Here is a 15,326-nt window from a genome sequence, read left to right as displayed (position 1 = left end):
CCTGTTCCAGTTCGAAGCGGCTGGAACGGCGGTCCAGTTCCTTGAGGGCGTTGATGGTGTCGACGATGTAGTCGCAGGTGCGGTCGCGTGAACCCGCGCCAGCTCGAACAGGCTCGGCTCGGTCGACGGATCGAGGGCAAAACCACTGACTTGCGCGCCGAGGCTCTGCAGCCACAGGGTCAGCCAACTGCCCTTGAAACCGGTATGCCCGGTGACCAGGACCCGCTTGCCGCGCCAGAACTCCGGACTCAGTCCCATTGCTTCCATGGGGCCTCCCCGCTTTGCCAGAGCTGCTCCAGGTGGTTCTTGTCCCGCAGGGTGTCCATCGGATGCCAGAAACCGTCGTGCTGAAAGGCATTCAACTGCCCCTGCCGGGCCAGGGTCGACAACGGCTCGGCTTCCCAGACCGTGTCATCGGCGGTCAGCAGCGGCAGCACCTTGGGCGACAGCACGAAGAAACCGCCATTGATCCAGCCGCCGTCGCCGCGGGGCTTTTCGGTGAAACCCAGGACGCTGTCGCCATCGCGCTCCAGGGCGCCGTAGCGGCCAGGCGGCTGCACGGCCGTGACCGTCGCCTGCTTGCCGTGGGCCCGGTGGAAGTCCACCAGCGCGCCGATATTCAGGTCGGATACACCGTCGCCATAGGTAAAGCAGAAGGCCTCTTCGTTCTGCAGATAACGGCCGGCCCGGCGCAGACGCCCGCCGGTCATGGTTTCCTCACCGGTGTCGATCAGGGTCACGCGCCAGGGCTCGCTGTAGTTCTGGTGCACGTCCATGCGGTTTTCCCGCATGTCGAAGGTGACGTCGGAGGTATGCAGGAAGTAGTTGGCGAAGAAGTCCTTGATCGCATACCCCTTGTAGCCCAGGCAGATCACGAAATCGTGAATGCCGTGGGCGGAGTACTGCTTCATGATGTGCCAGAGAATTGGCTTGCCGCCGATCTCGATCATCGGCTTGGGCTTGAGATGGGACTCCTCGCTGATGCGCGTGCCCAGGCCACCCGCCAAAATAACTGCCTTCATCGTCTCCCCTCTTGTTCGTCACAGGGCTCTGCCAAGCTGTACCGAGCTTTTTGCGGGCCTTCTGGATAAAACTTGTGCCTTGGCGGGGCCGCCCCTGTCGGTGGCAGCGCTCGTTTTATGGCGATATTCCGGGGGACTTGCAGGAAACGCGCCAGCTCCTGCCCGCCTGGACCAAGGCTTCGGCGCGCCAGACAAAGCGCAGGCGACACGACGACAGGGCTCTTGAATCGGGAAAAAACGGCGGATAAACGCCATAAAAAAAGCCAGGCATCGCAAGCCTGGCTTTTTTGCTCCGGATGCCGAGGTCAGTCCGGCAACCAGCCCTGCAGCCACTGGTTCAGGTTGTTGCCCCGCAGCATGTAGTCGCGCAGGACTTCCTCGCGCAGCGCATCGCCCATGCGGTAGCTGGCATCGGGGTCGGCCAGGTGCATGCGGATCGCGTCGATCCATTCCCGGGTGCTGTTGCTCACGACCTTGGTACACGGCAGGTAGCCGCGATAAGCCTCGGTGTCGGTGCAGATCACCGGGTAACCGCAAGCCCCGTACTCCAGCAGGCGCAGGTTGCTCTTGCAGTCGTTGAAGATGTGGAACTCCAGCGGTGCCAGGGCCAGATCGAGGTTGAGGCTGGCCAGCTTGAACGGATAGGCCTGCAGGCTGATGACGGAGTGGAACTCATGGACATAAGGCCGCAGTTCGTCCGGACACATGCCAAAGAACACCCACTCCACTTCATGGGCCAGTTCACGCACCACATCGACGATGATTTCCAGGTCGCCGGTGTGGCTGGTGCCGCCGCCCCAGCCCACCCGCGGTTTGCTCGAGGTGCCGCGGCGACTGGTCAGGCTGCCCCAGGGATCGACCGGCAACATGTTCGGCACGATCCGGATATCGCTGTGCATGCTCGACAAGGCGTCGGCCAGCGGTTGCGTGGTGACCACCACCCGATCGCACAGGGCGATGCTCTGGCGCAGCATTTCCTCGGTATTGACCGGCGTGTTGCGTGCGTGGGTGTTTTTCTTCGGCGCGTTGATCACGTAGTCGTCCAGCTCGAATACTCGCAGGGCATTGGAGTACTTTTTCATGCGCTGGATATCGCTCACCGCACCGCCGCTGTAGCGACACTGCAGAATGATCGAATCAGGGGACAGGCGCTCGATCTCCACGCTCGACGGAGACTCGTAGGCGAATCGGCCGAGCAGCCGCCCTTCTGCTTCCAGCGCCGCGAGAGGCGCGGTCACCCGGTAATGGCCCACGGCCGTTCTGGTGACCGGCAACCCCAGCACCAGCGGCAAGGCGCGGGTCGAGAACGGATTCCAGTTATCGCGCAGCCCCACCTCCAGGCTGAAGCTGGAATAACCCAGGCTCAGGGCCGGGTTATAGGCGGGATCACGGGCAACCAGGGGCATCCAGCGGCGATAGAAGGTGTCGTGTTCCCGCTCCTGTCGCTCCAGGGTTCCGGGTTCTTGCGGCGTTTGCTCGGCGGGCGTCAGCACCAGGCTGGCATAAGGCGTCCAGACCACCAGGTAACCGTCGCGGTTGATCCGCAGGCACAGGTCGACGTCACTGAGACCAAGGGAATAGTCGGCCTCGTCCAACTGGCCAACGCTGTCGAAGACTTCCTTGCGCACCATCAGGCAATCGCCGCTGACCGCGCTCCAGCTCTGCACCACCTGCAAGCGCTGCATATAACCGCGAGCACTGGCGGCCTCACCGGAAAACGGCGAACCGGCAGCGCCAGCCAGGCCAAGGATCAGCCCGGCATGCACGATCGAACCGTCGAGGCCGAGCAGGCGCGCACCCACCACCCCCACTTCCGGACGCTGGGCGTGATTGAGCAACTCGTCCAGCCAGTCGCCAGAGCAGATCAAGGCATTGGCACTGAGCAACAGCAGGTACTCGCCGTGGGCCTGCCGCGCCCCATGATTGCGAATCGCCGCGTCAGTGTCGGGGCCGTCGAACGGCACCACCCGCAACATGCCGGCGCCGAGCTGCGCCATGGCGTCCAGCCAGGCAGCCATGGCCGGATCGCGGCTGCCACTGTCGACGATCAGGATTTCGTAATGGTGGTAGGCGGTCTTTTCGATCAGGCTCTCGGTGCAACGCTGCAAGGCCACCAGGGAATCGCCGGCACGGATGATGATCGAGACCAGCGGCCGCTGCGGGTACCGGTAATCGATGCGATTGAGCAGCGGCAGGTCGTCGTGACGGATCCGATGCTCGACACCGATCCGTTCCAGGTGCGCACTGGTCAGCCGGGCATTGCCTTCGATCACCTCGGGCAGCGACAGCCAGTCGGCAAAATTGAACGGGCTCTCGACCTGGATTTCGGCAATGTGCTCGATGGCCTGCGGCCCCGCCTCTTCCACCAGGCGCCACAGCAGGTCCTGGGGCGCCAGTTCGCCGAATGCCGGATCGAAACCACCCAGGGCCAGGAAGCGCTGGCGCTCGAACGCCAGCGTCCGGCCGACATAGGGGTAACCGCGCATCAGGTCGAGGTTGAAGTCGGGCTTGAACACCGGATCGCTCGACTCGCCCTCGACCAATGCCCCTTCGTCGCTGTAGGCGCACAGCGCGCCAGGGGTGACGGCGATGCGTTCGGCGAGGATCAGCAGCGCCGACTCCTTCAGGGTGTCGCCGGCCCGCAGCAGGTAAAACCAGTGGCAGCCTTCCAGTTGCGGCACCAGCCCATTGAGCTGCCGGCCCCATGACTGCTCCAGCGGTAGTTGCAGCACGCGCTCGCGCTCGGCGTCTTGGCCATTGGACAGCACCAGGATCGCCTGGGGCGCATACAACTGCCCTTCCAGGCTGCGCAGGGTCGACTCCAGCGCGACCGCATCGGACTCGGCATCGACAACGATCGGCACGATCTGCGGCTGCGCCGGCCAATTGCCGATCCGCTGCGGCAGGTGGTGCTTCTCGGTCTCGCTGAACTGCCGGATCGCCAGCCATTCCCGGTAGAAGTCGGCGTAGCTTTCGCTCTCGCCGCCGACCCGGCCGTCCACCACTGTATGGCGGTTACCCAGGACCCGGGTCACACACAGCTCCCCCCACTGCCAGGAAGGCTCGACCATTTTCGCCAGGTCGACAGTACGCACCCAGCCTGCGGCCGGCGCCGATTCGCCGCTGCGCGCGGCGAGCATCTGCGCCAGCCAGTCCCATTCGATCTTCGCCGCCCGCTGGATTTCCGGCTGCTTGCTCAAGCGCTCCGGATACAGGCGCTCGGCGCTCAACACCGTATTGAGCAGCGCCAGGTTGCCACGCCGCATCAGGCACACGAACAGCGCCAGGTCCAGCAACGCGACGAAACCCACGCCCTCCTGGGTCAAGGCGGGCAACAGCTCCAGCACATCGGCGCGGCGCATCAGGGTCGAACTGAAATTGCCGAGGAAGTTGCGCGGCGTGCTCTCGAGAATCGCCAGCATGTCGTCGCCCTTGATCATCGCGTCATTGGGCGACAGCCGGGCGTTCTCGACCCGTGGCGGGAGAATGAAGTTGCCGGCGTCGCTCATCACCCGCAGGGCAAAAACCAGGTTGATCTCGGGGTGATCCACCAGCACCTGCGCCTGCTGGGCAATGCTCGGGGCGAACAGTCGGTCATCGTCGCAAAGAATCTTGATCAGCTCGCCGCGAGCCTCTTCGACACCGCGCAGCAGGTTCTTCTGCAAGCCCAGGCGTTGCGGGTTGCGCAGGTAACGCACCGGATGGGGTGGCTCGGCGATGGCGTCGACCGCCTGGCGGATCTCGTCGCCGGCCGAGTCGTCGCAGATGACGATTTCGATCCGCTCCCAGGTCTGGGCGAGCGCACTCTCGAACGCCTGACTGAAGAAGCGCGGATTGAAGGCGGGGATGACGATGCTGACTAGAGGGCGTTGATTCACGGCGCAAAACTCTCGAGCGGCGGACCCGGCCTGGACAGGCACGGGCCCCGGAACCGCTTAATGAAGACGGCTGGGGCTCGATGGTGCGGTCGCTCCCGAGGGAGCGACCGACTCAGACTCAGACCTTGTTGAACAGGCCCAGCTGAGAAATCTTGCTGAAGGCCAGTTGCGAGGCCTGCAGCATGGTCTGTTGCAGGGTCAGGCGGGTCATCACCTCGGCCGGGTCGGAATCGCGGATCGCCGACTGGGTCTGGGTGTTGGCCGTGCTCAGGCTCATGTTGGTTTCGTTCTGGATATCCAGCGCCGAACCCCGGCCGCCGATGTCGCTGACGGCGCTCGCCACCTGGTTGGCGCCGCTGGCCAGGTTGGCCATCCCCGACTGCAACCCGGCGTTGAGTTTCTGGATCGCGATCGGATCGCCATTGGTCGGTGTATTCAGCACACCACGCAGTTGGCTGATGGTGTCGAGGACGTTCTGGGTCTGGTGATTGTTCACCGCAACCGTGTACTGGTCGCCCGCCGCCGGCGTACCGCTGAAGGTGAAATCCACACCCGAGGCGGTCGCCGTGGAGCCGGCCATGGTGCCGGTGGAAACCGGCTTGCTGTTGGCGGTCAACGGCGAGGCGTACAGCTCGTAGTCGGTGGCGCTGGTGAACTTGATGACCGCGCCGCCGCTCGGGAAGCTGGCGTTGTAGGCGCCGCTGTTGCTGACGCTGGCGCCGGTCACCACCGCGGTCGACGGGTTGCCCGGGCTGCGCGAGACGTTGAACGAGTCGGGCTTGGCCGCCAGGGTAAAGCTGTGGCCGGCGATCACCGTGTCAGGGTTGGTATCGCCGGGCTTCAGATTGATGTTCAGGCGCAGGTCGACGCCACGGAAACTGACAGTCTGGGCCTCAGCCCCCTTGCTGGAGCTGAAGGAGCCATTCTGGCTGGCCTCGGAGGTCACGTCGTTGCCGGCGCTGTCAGTGATCTTGAGCTGGGTGCCGCTGAGGAAACTGACGGTGTACGGCTCGCCGCTGCGGAAGGAGCTGTTGTACTTCGGATCCGAAGACACCTGGCCGTTGGACAGCGTGACCCGACCGTCGTCGACCGCCGGCGCGGTCATGCTGACCTGACTGCGGCTGGTGTTGATGGCCTGCTGGAACGCCGCCCAGCCCGTGGTGTTGGTAGCCATGGACATGGTGTCGCCCACCGGCAGGTTCAGCGAGGTCTGGTCGCCGTTGTAGCTGTAGGTGCCGTCGGAATTGCGGGTGAACGGCACGGTATCGCCCTTGGAACCGGCGAAGATGTATTTGCCGTTCTCGTCCTGGGTGTTCATCAGGCTCAACAGCTGCTCTTCGATCTGCCCCAGCTCAGCGGCGTTGGCCTTGCGGTCCGCGTCGGTGTAGCCGGCGTTGCCGGCCCCGGTCGCCAGTTCCTGGGCACGGGCCAGAACGCTGGTGATGCTGGTCAGGACCGATTCGGCCTGGCCCAGGGTCGCCTTGATCGACGTGGTGTTGGACGAGTACTGGCTCAGCATCGAGGCCTGCTGGCCCAGTTGCAGCAGACGCGAAGCGCCCACCGGATCATCGGCCGCGGTGTTGACGCGAGTCAGGAGGCTGGCCTCTTCGCTGCTCTTGACCGCGTTGGCGAAATTCTTCTGATAGTTGGCTGCCGAGGATTCGTAAAACTGGGCGGTAGAAATACGCATGGACTACGACTCCTTAGAGGCTGTTGATCAGGGTGGAGAAGGTTTCCTGCGCAGCCTTGATGATCTGCGAGGAGGCGGTGTAGTACTGCTGGTACTTGACCAGGTTGCCGGTTTCTTCGTCCAGGTTGACCTTGGATAACGAATCCCGCGCGCCCTTGGCATTGGCCAGGATCGTCTCGGTGGCGGCACCGTCGAGCTTGCCTTGGCTGGCCTTGGCGCCCACGCCCTCCACCAGCTTGCCGTAGGCGTCGACCAGGGTGATGCCCTTGCTGGCCGAACCGGTATCCACGGTCTGTTTGTTCTGCAGGGCCGCCAGCGCGTTGCCGTTGCGGTTGTCGATGGAGCCGGCGCCGTTGAACTTGACGTTCAGCCCTTCGCCGTCCTTCGGCGAACCGGCGACGGTCATCTCCACGGTGAAGGTTTTCTGCACCGGCGGAGTCGCGCCGTCGGTGATCGGGTTGCCGCTGGCATCGACCATCTTGATCTGCAGGTTCAGGGTGTTGTTCTGCCCCGGAACGATGGAACCTGTGCCCATCAACGTGCCCTTGGCATCGTAGTACTTGTACCCCTGGCTACCGCTCGCGGGAGCGTCGAAGACCAGCTTGACCGGCACCGAGTTCTTGATCGCGGTCTGCATCTCGGCGTTGGCGGCCGAGTTGTAGATATCCAGGGCCGGCTTGACGGTCGGCAGGCCCGGAATGCTCAGCGAACCGGTGGCACCTGGCAGCACTTCGGCGTTCAGCGGCGCGGCAATGGCCAGGCGCTTGGCGTCGGTCAGCTCGGTCTTGATGCTGGTGGCCGCGTTGCGGGTCGGGGTGATCTTGAAGCTGTCGCCGGCGCTCATCGCCCCGCCATTGAGGCTCAGGGTGAAACCGTCGATCACCGGTGGCGGCGTGGTGGTGGTGCTGAACGCCCCCAGGCTGGTGCCGTCGGAGCGCTTGACGGTGTAGTCGGTGGCGCTGCTGAAGGTTACCTGGTAGTCGTTGATGGTCAGCTTGCCGGTGTCCTTGATGGTCACATTGAGGTTGCCCGAGCCGGCGCTGTTGTTGCCGTTGGCAATGCTGCGCTGACTGATCAGGGCCGCACTGTTGATGTTATTGAACAGCGACGCGCCGAACTCACCGTTCTTGTCGATGCCTTGTCCGAGCTGGCTGTTGACCTGGTCGGCGATCACCAGGGCCACGCGCCCCAGTTCGTTCATCGCCGGGTCCAGCACCTCGTTGCGATAACGCAGCAGGCCGCCGATCTCGCCACCGGTGATCACCGAGGTCACATCGATAGTGCTCGCGCCGCGATTGAGTTGCAGCGAGGAACGGGTCGGGTCGGTCTTGCCGGCGACCACTTCCAGGCTGCTGGAGGTGTTGCCCACGACCAGCGGCTGGCCGCTGCCCAGGTACAGGTCGATGTTCGGGCCGCGCTCGGAGACGTCCACTTTGACGAAGGTCGACAGCTGGCGCAGGGTTTCGTTGCGCGCGTCGAGCAGGTCGTTGGGCATGCCGCCGCCGCTGGAGACTTCGGAAATCTTCTGGTTCAACTGGGCGATGGTGGCCGCCAGCTTGTTGACCTGGTCAGCCATGCTGCTCAGGTTGCCGTTGATACTGGCGTTCTGCTCGTTCAACTGGCTGGAAACGGAATTGAAGCGGTTGCTCAGCGCTTGCGCATCACTGAGCAGCAGCTGCCGCGAGGCGTCGTCGGTCGGCTTGGCGTTGACGTTCTGCATCGAGGCGAAAAACTTGGTCAGCGCGCCGGTGATGCCAGTGCCGTTGTCCGACAGCATCTTGTCCAGCGGGGTGATCTGCCCCAGGTAAGCGGCGGCATCGCTGTTCAGCGAAGTGGTGGTCTGCAGTTGCGCGTCCAGGTAGCTGTTGTACACCCGGCGCACGTCGGCCAGGGTGGTACCGCTGCCGATGAAGACATTGCCGTACTGGTTCGAAGCCTTGGTGCCCTGAACGGTCTGCTGGCGCGAATAACCGGCGGTATCGGCGTTGGCGATGTTGTTACCCGTGGTCATCAACGACGATTGGCTGGCAGACAGCCCCGACATCCCGATATTGAGCAAACTCATGATTCAGACCTTATAAATTCGTGGAAGCGCCCGCCGCAGCGTAGTTCTCGTAGCTCTTCATCTGCTTGGCAATCTGCGAAATCTTGCTTGCGTAGTCCGGGTCGGTTGCATACCCGGCCTTTTGCAACTCGCGTACAAACTGTTCTGGGTTATCGGCCGACTTCAGCACTTCTTGATAGCGATTGTTGCTCTGCAACAGGGTCACCAGGTCGTGGAAGCTGTCCTGATACGAGGCATAGGAGCGGAACTCGGCCGTCTCCTTGACCATCTGGCCATTTCTGAATTCGCTGGTGATCGCCCGGGCCGAATCGCCCTTCCAGTTGCTGCTGGCCTTGATGCCGAACAGGTTGTGACTGCTGCTGCCGTCCTGGGCACGCATGACCGATTTGCCCCAGCCGGTTTCCAGCGCAGCCTGCGCCACCAGATAACGCGGATCGACACCGATGCGGTCGGCGGCCTGCTGCGCCATCGGCAGCATGGTGGCGACGAATTCGTCCGCCGAGCTGAAGGCTTTCTTCGCCGGCGCCAACGGTGGCTGCGCCACGGCGCGACCGTAGATCTGCATGCGCCCGTGGGGCACCGCGGCAAAGCTGCGCGAACTGTTTTTGACCAACGCATCGGTCGCCGCCGTAGTGCGCTCCGGCAAGGCGCTGCGGTTGGTGGTGGCCGCACTGTCGGCCGAGGGTACGATGCCCGCCAGCAAGCGATCGGTCAGCTTGCTCGGCAGGGAGAGACGCCGCTGGTTGAGCAGCGCCATATCGTTGTGGTGACCACCGGCCGGACGTTCCGGCTCCACCACCCGGGACGTCCATAACGGACGCTGGCCATTGACCCGCGACAGTGGACCGCCCAGGGCGACGGTGCCGGCCGCGATGTCGGTCGGCGTCGCGACCTTCTCAGGTTGCGCGACTTTCTCAGGCTGCGCTCCGGGCAAGGCCGAGGCCGCTGCCGCGACAGTCGGCTTGTTCTTCGACATCTGGCGCATCAGCACATCGGCCAGGCCGATGCCTCCGCCCTCGCGGGACATGGAGACCGCCAACTGCTGGTCGTACATTTCCTGGTACTGCTTGGCCGCCGGCGTATTGAGCGGGTTGTCCTTGCCCAGCGCCTCGGTGGCCGAACGCATGGACTTGAGCATCTCGTTGAGAAACAGCGACTCGAACTCCTGCGCCACCTTGCGCATGTTGGCGTCGCTGTTCTTGTCGCCGACCTTGAGCTGGTTAAGCCGGTTGAGGTCCGAGTAGGAACCCGAATCCCCACCGCTGATCAGACCGCTCTTGCGAATATCCATGGCCCCTACCTCAAATCACGATCAGGTCGGCTTGCAGCGCGCCGGCCTGCTTCAAGGCTTCGAGGATCGCCATCAGGTCCCCCGGTGCCGCGCCGACCTGGTTCACCGCACGAACGATCTCGTCGAGGGTGGTGCCCGGGCCAAACTTGAACATCGGCTTGGCTTCCTGCTCGGCGTTGACCCGCGAGCGTGGCACGACCGCGGTCTGGCCATTGGACAACGGGCCCGGCTGGCTGACGATCGGGTCTTCGGTGATGGTCACGGTGAGGCTGCCGTGGGTCACGGCGGCCGGCGAAACCTTGACGTTCTGACCGATGACGATGGTGCCGGTACGAGAGTTGATGATGACCTTGGCCACCGCCTGTCCCGGATCGATTTCCAGGTTCTCGAGGATCGACAGGTAGTCGACGCGCTGGCTCGGATCGAGCGGCGCGGTGACCCGGATCGAACCGCCGTCGATGGCCTGGGCCACGCCCGGGCCGAGCATGTCGTTGATCTTGTCGACGATGCGCTTGGCGGTGGTGAAGTCGGAACGGTTGAGGTTCAGGGTCAGGCTGTTGCCCTGGTTGAAACCGCTCGGTACCGCCCGCTCCACCGAGGCACCGCCCGGAATGCGACCGGCCGACGGAACGTTGACGGTGATCTTCGAACCGTCACGGCCCTCGGCATCGAAACCGCCCACCACCAGGTTGCCCTGAGCGACGGCATAGACGTTGCCGTCGATACCCTTGAGCGGCGTCAGCAGCAAGGTGCCGCCGCGCAGACTCTTGGAGTTACCGATAGAGGACACGGTGACGTCGACCTGCTGCCCCGGTTTGGCGAACGCCGGCAGATCGGCGCTGATCGACACCGCCGCGACGTTCTTCAACTGCACGTTGCCGGAACCTGGCGGCACCTTGATACCGAACTGCGACAGCATGTTGTTGAAGGTCTGCAGGGTGAACGGAGTCTGGGTCGTCTGGTCGCCGGTGCCGTTAAGCCCGACCACCAGGCCGTAGCCGATCAACTGGTTGGAGCGCACGCCGGAAATACTGGCGATGTCCTTCAGCCGTTCGGCTTGAGCGTTGCAGGCCGCCGACAGCAACAGCGCGGCCAGCATGAGGCGTTTGAAATTCAACGTAGCCACCTAGAAAGGGAACAGCGGGCTGAGGAAGAAACGGTCGAACCAGCCCGGCTGGCTCGCATCGGCAAAGGCGCCGGTACCCGAGTAGGTGATGCGTGCGTCGGCAACGCGGGTCGAGGACACCGTGTTGTCGGTGGCGATATCGTCGGCGCGCACCAGACCGGCAATCCGTACCAGCTCGTCGCCGGTGTTGAGGGTCAGCCACTTCTCGCCGCGCACGGCGATGATGCCGTTGGGCAGCACATCGGCCACCGTCACGGTGATCGAACCGGTCAGGCTGTTGCTCTGGCCGGACTTGCTATCGCCCTTGGTCGCGCGATCGCCTTCATAACCGACGTTCAGACTCAGGTCACCATCGCCGAACGGGTTATTGGTATTCGGCGTGCTGCCGAACAGCGACGTCAGGCCAAGGCCGGCCTTGCTGTTCTTGGCCACCTGGGAGTTGGCGTTCTTGCTCGCCTGGGTCCGCTCGTTGAGGGTGATGGTGATGATGTCGCCCACCCGGAACGCCTTGCGGTCGGTGTACAGGTTCTGCTCGAAGCCGGCCTGATAGATCGAGCCGTTGTTGGCGGCGGCCGGCAACGGCGTGCGCGGCAACACCGGAGCGTAATACGGGTCATTGGGCCTCGGCGTCGGGGCGACGCAGCCCGCGAGAACGACGACCCCACTCAGTGCGAGAACGGATACAAAGCGATTCATGACCCTACCTCATGGTGTTGCAGGCGGCCCCAGGGCCGCCCCTAGGACTGGATTACAGATTCTGCGTGACGAACGAGAGCATCTGGTCGGCGGTGGAGATCACCTTGGAGTTCATCTCGTAGGCGCGCTGGGTGGTGATCATGTTGACCATCTCCTCAACGGTGCTGACGTTGGAGGTTTCCAGGGTGTTCTGCAGGGTGGTGCCGAAACCGTTGAGGCCCGGAGTGCCGACCTGTGGCGCGCCGCTGGCCGCGGTTTCCAGGAACAGGTTGTTGCCCGTCGCCTGCAAGCCGGCCGGGTTGATGAAGTCGGCGGTCTGCAGGTTGCCGATCACTTGCGAGGCCGGGTTGCCGACGGTGGTGATCGATACGGTGCCGTCCTGACCCACAGTGAAGGTCTTGGCATCGTTCGGGACCACGATCGCCGGTTCCAGGGCGAAGCCGTTGGCGGTCACGATCTGGCCGTTGGAGTCCAGGTGGAAGGTACCGTCACGGGTATAGGAGGTGGTGCCATCCGGCTGCAGGACCTGGAAGAAACCGCGGCCGTTGATGGCCATGTCCAGCGGCTGCTCGGTGGTCTGCAGGCTGCCGGCGGTGAAATTCTTCTGGGTGCCGACGATGCGCACACCGGTACCCAGTTGCAGGCCCGACGGTAGCTCGCTGTCCTGGGTCGACTGGGCGCCAGGCTGACGCTTGATCTGGTACAGCAGGTCCTGGAACTCGGCGCGGTCACGTTTGAAACCCGTGGTCGACACGTTCGCCAGGTTGTTGGAAATGGTGGTCAGGTTGGTGTCCTGGGCGGACAGACCTGTTTTGGCAACCCACAGAGCCGGAAGCATTCGATTCTCCTCGTGCGCCTGTTTTACGGCGCGACGTACTGGTAATTAGATCTGCAAGACCCGAGCCATGGCCTGGTCGTCTTCTTTGGCGCTATTCATCATCTTGATGTGCAGTTCGAACTGCTTGGAGAGCGCCAGCACCGAGGTCATTTCCTCGACGGCATTGACGTTGCTCGACTCGAGGAACCCCGAGACCAGTTGCACATTGGCGTCGGCCGGTGCCGGCTGGCCGTCCTTGGTATGGATCGAACCGTCCAGCCCCTTGGTCATGTTCTTCAGGTCGGGGTTGACCAGCTTGATGCGGTCCACCTCGGCCATCACCCGCGGGCCTTCGCCCATGGCGCGGATGCTGATGGTGCCGTCTTGGCCGACTTCCACCTGCTGCTCCGGCGGTATGGCGATCGGGCCGCCGTTGCCGATCACCGGCATGCCGTTGCCGGCGCGCAGCACGCCCAGGGCGTCGATATTCAGGCTGCCGGTGCGCACATAGCTTTCACCGCCATCCGGGGTCTGCACCGCGATCCAGCCCTTGCCGCTGACCGCCACATCGAGGTCGCGACCGGTTTCCACCAGGGAGCCCGGGGTGAAATCGGTAGCCGGACGCTCGGACATGGCAAAGGCCCGCGCCGGAAAGCTGTCGCCAAACACCGGCATCGAACGCGCCTGTTCCAGGTCGCGCTGAAAACCGTTGGTGGAGATGTTCGCCAGGTTGTTGGCATGCGCCTTCTGCGCCAGCGCATTCTGGCTGGCACCGGTCATGGCCACATAAAGGTACTTGTCCACAATCTTTCCTCTGCATGTCGGACGTTTGCCGCCCACCGCGGTATTGCTCAGCCATAAGCAATAAGCGCACCAACTTGTTTTTTGGCAGGTCGGAAGCAGGAAATACGGGAACTTGAGGGTGATCGAAGGGAATCCGACGATTGTGTCAAAGACGAAAAACCGGCGCCGATATGCCGCTTACGGCAAGGCTCGACCTCTTTGGCATGGGGCGGCTTCCGTAGCCGCTGCCACAGACTGCGATCTGGCCAAGGCAATGCGCCGCCAGCCTTGCGAGTCCTGCGGACTCGATCGCAGCTTCGCGTTGCTCGGCAGCGGCTACAGTTCAGCTTTCGTCGGCGTTTTTGCCGACTTCGTATTCGCGCAGCTTGTTGGCGATGGTGGTATGGGATACGCCCAGGCGCTTGCCCAGCTGACGGCTGCTGGGGTGTTCGGAATACAGGCGCTCGAGCACGGCCTTTTCAAAGCGCCCGACGATTTCGTCGAGGCCGCCTTCCAGGGAGAAGTCGCCAAGGGGCTGGCGCACGCCGTAGTCCGGCAGGCGGATATGCTCGGCCTTGACCGTACCGCCGTCGCACAGGGACACCGCCTGGAACAGCACGTTCTCCAACTGCCGTACGTTGCCCGGCCAATGGTAATGACTGAGGCGCTCCATGGCCGCCGGCGCCAGTTTCGGCAGCACACAGCCGATCTGCCGGCTGGCCTGGTCGAGGAAGTGCTCCACCAGAGGCGTCAGGCCGTCCAGGCATTCGCGCAGCGGCGGAATATGCAGCGACAGGACATTGAGCCGGTGGTACAGGTCCTGGCGGAACTCGCCGCGGGCGCACAGCTCGGACAGGTCGACCTGGGTCGCGCAGATCACCCGCACGTCCAGGTACACCTCCTCGTCGCTGCCGACCCGGCGGAAGCAGCCGTCCTGCAGAAAGCGCAGGAGCTTGACCTGCAAGCGCGGGCTCATCTCCCCTACCCCATCGAGGAACAGCGTGCCGCCGGCCGTCAGCTCCAGTAACCCGAGCTTGCCTTCGGCCCGCGCCCCTTCGAAAGCCCCCGGGCCGTAGCCGAACAGTTCGGTCTCGGCCATGGACTCCGGCAGGCCCGCGCAGTTGAGCGCCATCAGCGGCGACTGCCCGCGCGGGCTGGCCAGGTGGCAGGCCCGCGCCAGCAACTCCTTGCCGGTGCCGGTCTCGCCCTCGATCAGCAACGGCGCATCCAGCGGCGCCATGCGCCGGGCTTCGCGCACCACCGCGGCCATGACTTTCGAGCTCTGGAAGATGCTGTCGAAGCCGCGCAGCTCTTGCTTGCGCACGTTATAGATGCGCTCGCCGACCCGGTCCGCGCGGTGCAGGGTCAGCACCGCGCCGGCCATGGCCTCGCTGTCGTCGTGCTCCGATTGCAGCGGCGCGATGTCCGCCAGAAACACGTCGCCCTTGACCTTGACCCGCAGGCCGTTGATCCGCGACTTGTTGGCCCGCACCAGCTCCGGCAGGTCGAAGTCCTCGGCATAACGCGACAGCGGGATCCCCGGCACCTCGTCCACCCGCACCCCCAGCAGCTGCGCCGCGGCGCGGTTGGCAGCGACGATGGAACCGCCCATGTCGATGGACAGCACCGGAAACTCCAGCGCCCCGAGCAGGGCATTGAGCTCCATGTGCCGCCGCTCGCTGGGCATCAGCCCGACCCGTTTGACGCCGAACACCCCGGCGATGGATTCGAACTTCGGCCGCAGTGCCTGGAACTGCAGGTTGATCAGGTTCGGACAATGCAGGTAGATGGCGTTGCCGTGCTCGCCGCCCACCTCGCCCCGGGCGACGTTGATGCCGTACTCCACCAGCAGGTTGAGAATGTCGCGCAGGATGCCGATGCGGTTCTGGCAGTGGACTTTGATACGCATATAAGGGAGGCCCGAGACAAATGATGGAGGGCGTGAACGCCAGAAAGCG

10 protein-coding genes and 2 pseudogenes are annotated in these 15,326 nt (G+C 63.9%); all 12 read right to left on the bottom strand.

The genetic code is table 11. The features are described 5' to 3' along the window. Positions 1 to 85: pseudogene (locus ACQKQA_RS09420) on the bottom strand (hypothetical protein); the annotation flags it as partial. Between the two features lie 2 nt (positions 86 to 87). Further along, a pseudogene (locus ACQKQA_RS09415) lies at positions 88 to 267 on the bottom strand (CDP-glucose 4,6-dehydratase); the annotation flags it as partial. Then, positions 249 to 1,022 (bottom strand): glucose-1-phosphate cytidylyltransferase, encoded by a 774-nt coding sequence (rfbF, locus tag ACQKQA_RS09410; RefSeq protein WP_427555907.1) that lies wholly within the window; start codon positions 1,020 to 1,022, stop codon positions 249 to 251. The gene rfbF and the pseudogene ACQKQA_RS09415, both read right to left, overlap by 19 nt. A 305-nt stretch (positions 1,023 to 1,327) precedes the next feature. Continuing rightward, the gene (locus ACQKQA_RS09405) at positions 1,328 to 4,900 is read right to left on the bottom strand and encodes a glycosyltransferase (protein WP_427555904.1); all 3,573 of its coding nucleotides are present in this window, start codon (positions 4,898 to 4,900) and stop codon (positions 1,328 to 1,330) included. Positions 4,901 to 5,018: 118 nt separating this feature from the next. Then, positions 5,019 to 6,590, bottom strand: a complete 1,572-nt coding sequence (locus tag ACQKQA_RS09400) for a flagellar hook-associated protein 3 (protein WP_427555901.1) — start codon at positions 6,588 to 6,590, stop codon at positions 5,019 to 5,021. Positions 6,591 to 6,603: 13 nt separating this feature from the next. Next, the gene (gene flgK / locus ACQKQA_RS09395; RefSeq protein WP_427555898.1) at positions 6,604 to 8,655 is read right to left on the bottom strand and encodes a flagellar hook-associated protein FlgK; all 2,052 of its coding nucleotides are present in this window, start codon (positions 8,653 to 8,655) and stop codon (positions 6,604 to 6,606) included. A 10-nt stretch (positions 8,656 to 8,665) separates the two neighbouring features. Then, positions 8,666 to 9,946, bottom strand: a complete 1,281-nt coding sequence (gene flgJ / locus ACQKQA_RS09390) for a flagellar assembly peptidoglycan hydrolase FlgJ (protein ID WP_427555895.1) — start codon at positions 9,944 to 9,946, stop codon at positions 8,666 to 8,668. 10 nt (positions 9,947 to 9,956) lie between these two features. After that, positions 9,957 to 11,045, bottom strand: a complete 1,089-nt coding sequence (locus ACQKQA_RS09385; protein ID WP_427555921.1) for a flagellar basal body P-ring protein FlgI — start codon at positions 11,043 to 11,045, stop codon at positions 9,957 to 9,959. A gap of 27 nt (positions 11,046 to 11,072) precedes the next feature. After that, positions 11,073 to 11,768, bottom strand: coding sequence for a flagellar basal body L-ring protein FlgH (gene flgH / locus ACQKQA_RS09380; RefSeq protein ID WP_427555892.1), 696 nt, complete (start codon positions 11,766 to 11,768; stop codon positions 11,073 to 11,075). Between the two features lie 52 nt (positions 11,769 to 11,820). Then, positions 11,821 to 12,606: a flagellar basal-body rod protein FlgG gene (flgG, locus tag ACQKQA_RS09375; protein WP_427555889.1), complete on the bottom strand. Its 786-nt coding sequence runs from the start codon at positions 12,604 to 12,606 to the stop codon at positions 11,821 to 11,823. A gap of 45 nt (positions 12,607 to 12,651) precedes the next feature. Further along, positions 12,652 to 13,389, bottom strand: a complete 738-nt coding sequence (locus tag ACQKQA_RS09370; RefSeq protein WP_427555886.1) for a flagellar basal body rod protein FlgF — start codon at positions 13,387 to 13,389, stop codon at positions 12,652 to 12,654. 322 nt (positions 13,390 to 13,711) lie between these two features. After that, on the bottom strand, positions 13,712 to 15,277 hold the full coding sequence (locus ACQKQA_RS09365; protein ID WP_427555883.1) for a sigma-54-dependent transcriptional regulator: 1,566 nt from the start codon (positions 15,275 to 15,277) through the stop codon (positions 13,712 to 13,714). Between the last annotated feature and the right edge of the window lie 49 nt (positions 15,278 to 15,326).

It is taken from the genome of Pseudomonas sp. NPDC089530 (genome assembly GCF_050280705.1).
GTDB lineage: Bacteria > Pseudomonadota > Gammaproteobacteria > Pseudomonadales > Pseudomonadaceae > Aquipseudomonas.
This window is presented reverse-complemented; position numbering and strand designations above follow the sequence as displayed.

Coding starts and splice junctions, on each gene's coding strand:
- ACQKQA_RS09385 (WP_427555921.1), bottom strand. CDS start 11,045: ATGCTGGCCGCGCTGTTGCTGTCGGCGGCCTGCAACGCTCAAGCCGAA.
- ACQKQA_RS09400 (WP_427555901.1), bottom strand. CDS start 6,590: ATGCGTATTTCTACCGCCCAGTTTTACGAATCCTCGGCAGCCAACTAT.
- flgH (WP_427555892.1), bottom strand. CDS start 11,768: ATGAATCGCTTTGTATCCGTTCTCGCACTGAGTGGGGTCGTCGTTCTC.
- ACQKQA_RS09365 (WP_427555883.1), bottom strand. CDS start 15,277: ATGCGTATCAAAGTCCACTGCCAGAACCGCATCGGCATCCTGCGCGAC.
- flgG (WP_427555889.1), bottom strand. CDS start 12,606: ATGCTTCCGGCTCTGTGGGTTGCCAAAACAGGTCTGTCCGCCCAGGAC.
- flgJ (WP_427555895.1), bottom strand. CDS start 9,946: ATGGATATTCGCAAGAGCGGTCTGATCAGCGGTGGGGATTCGGGTTCC.
- rfbF (WP_427555907.1), bottom strand. CDS start 1,022: ATGAAGGCAGTTATTTTGGCGGGTGGCCTGGGCACGCGCATCAGCGAG.
- flgK (WP_427555898.1), bottom strand. CDS start 8,655: ATGAGTTTGCTCAATATCGGGATGTCGGGGCTGTCTGCCAGCCAATCG.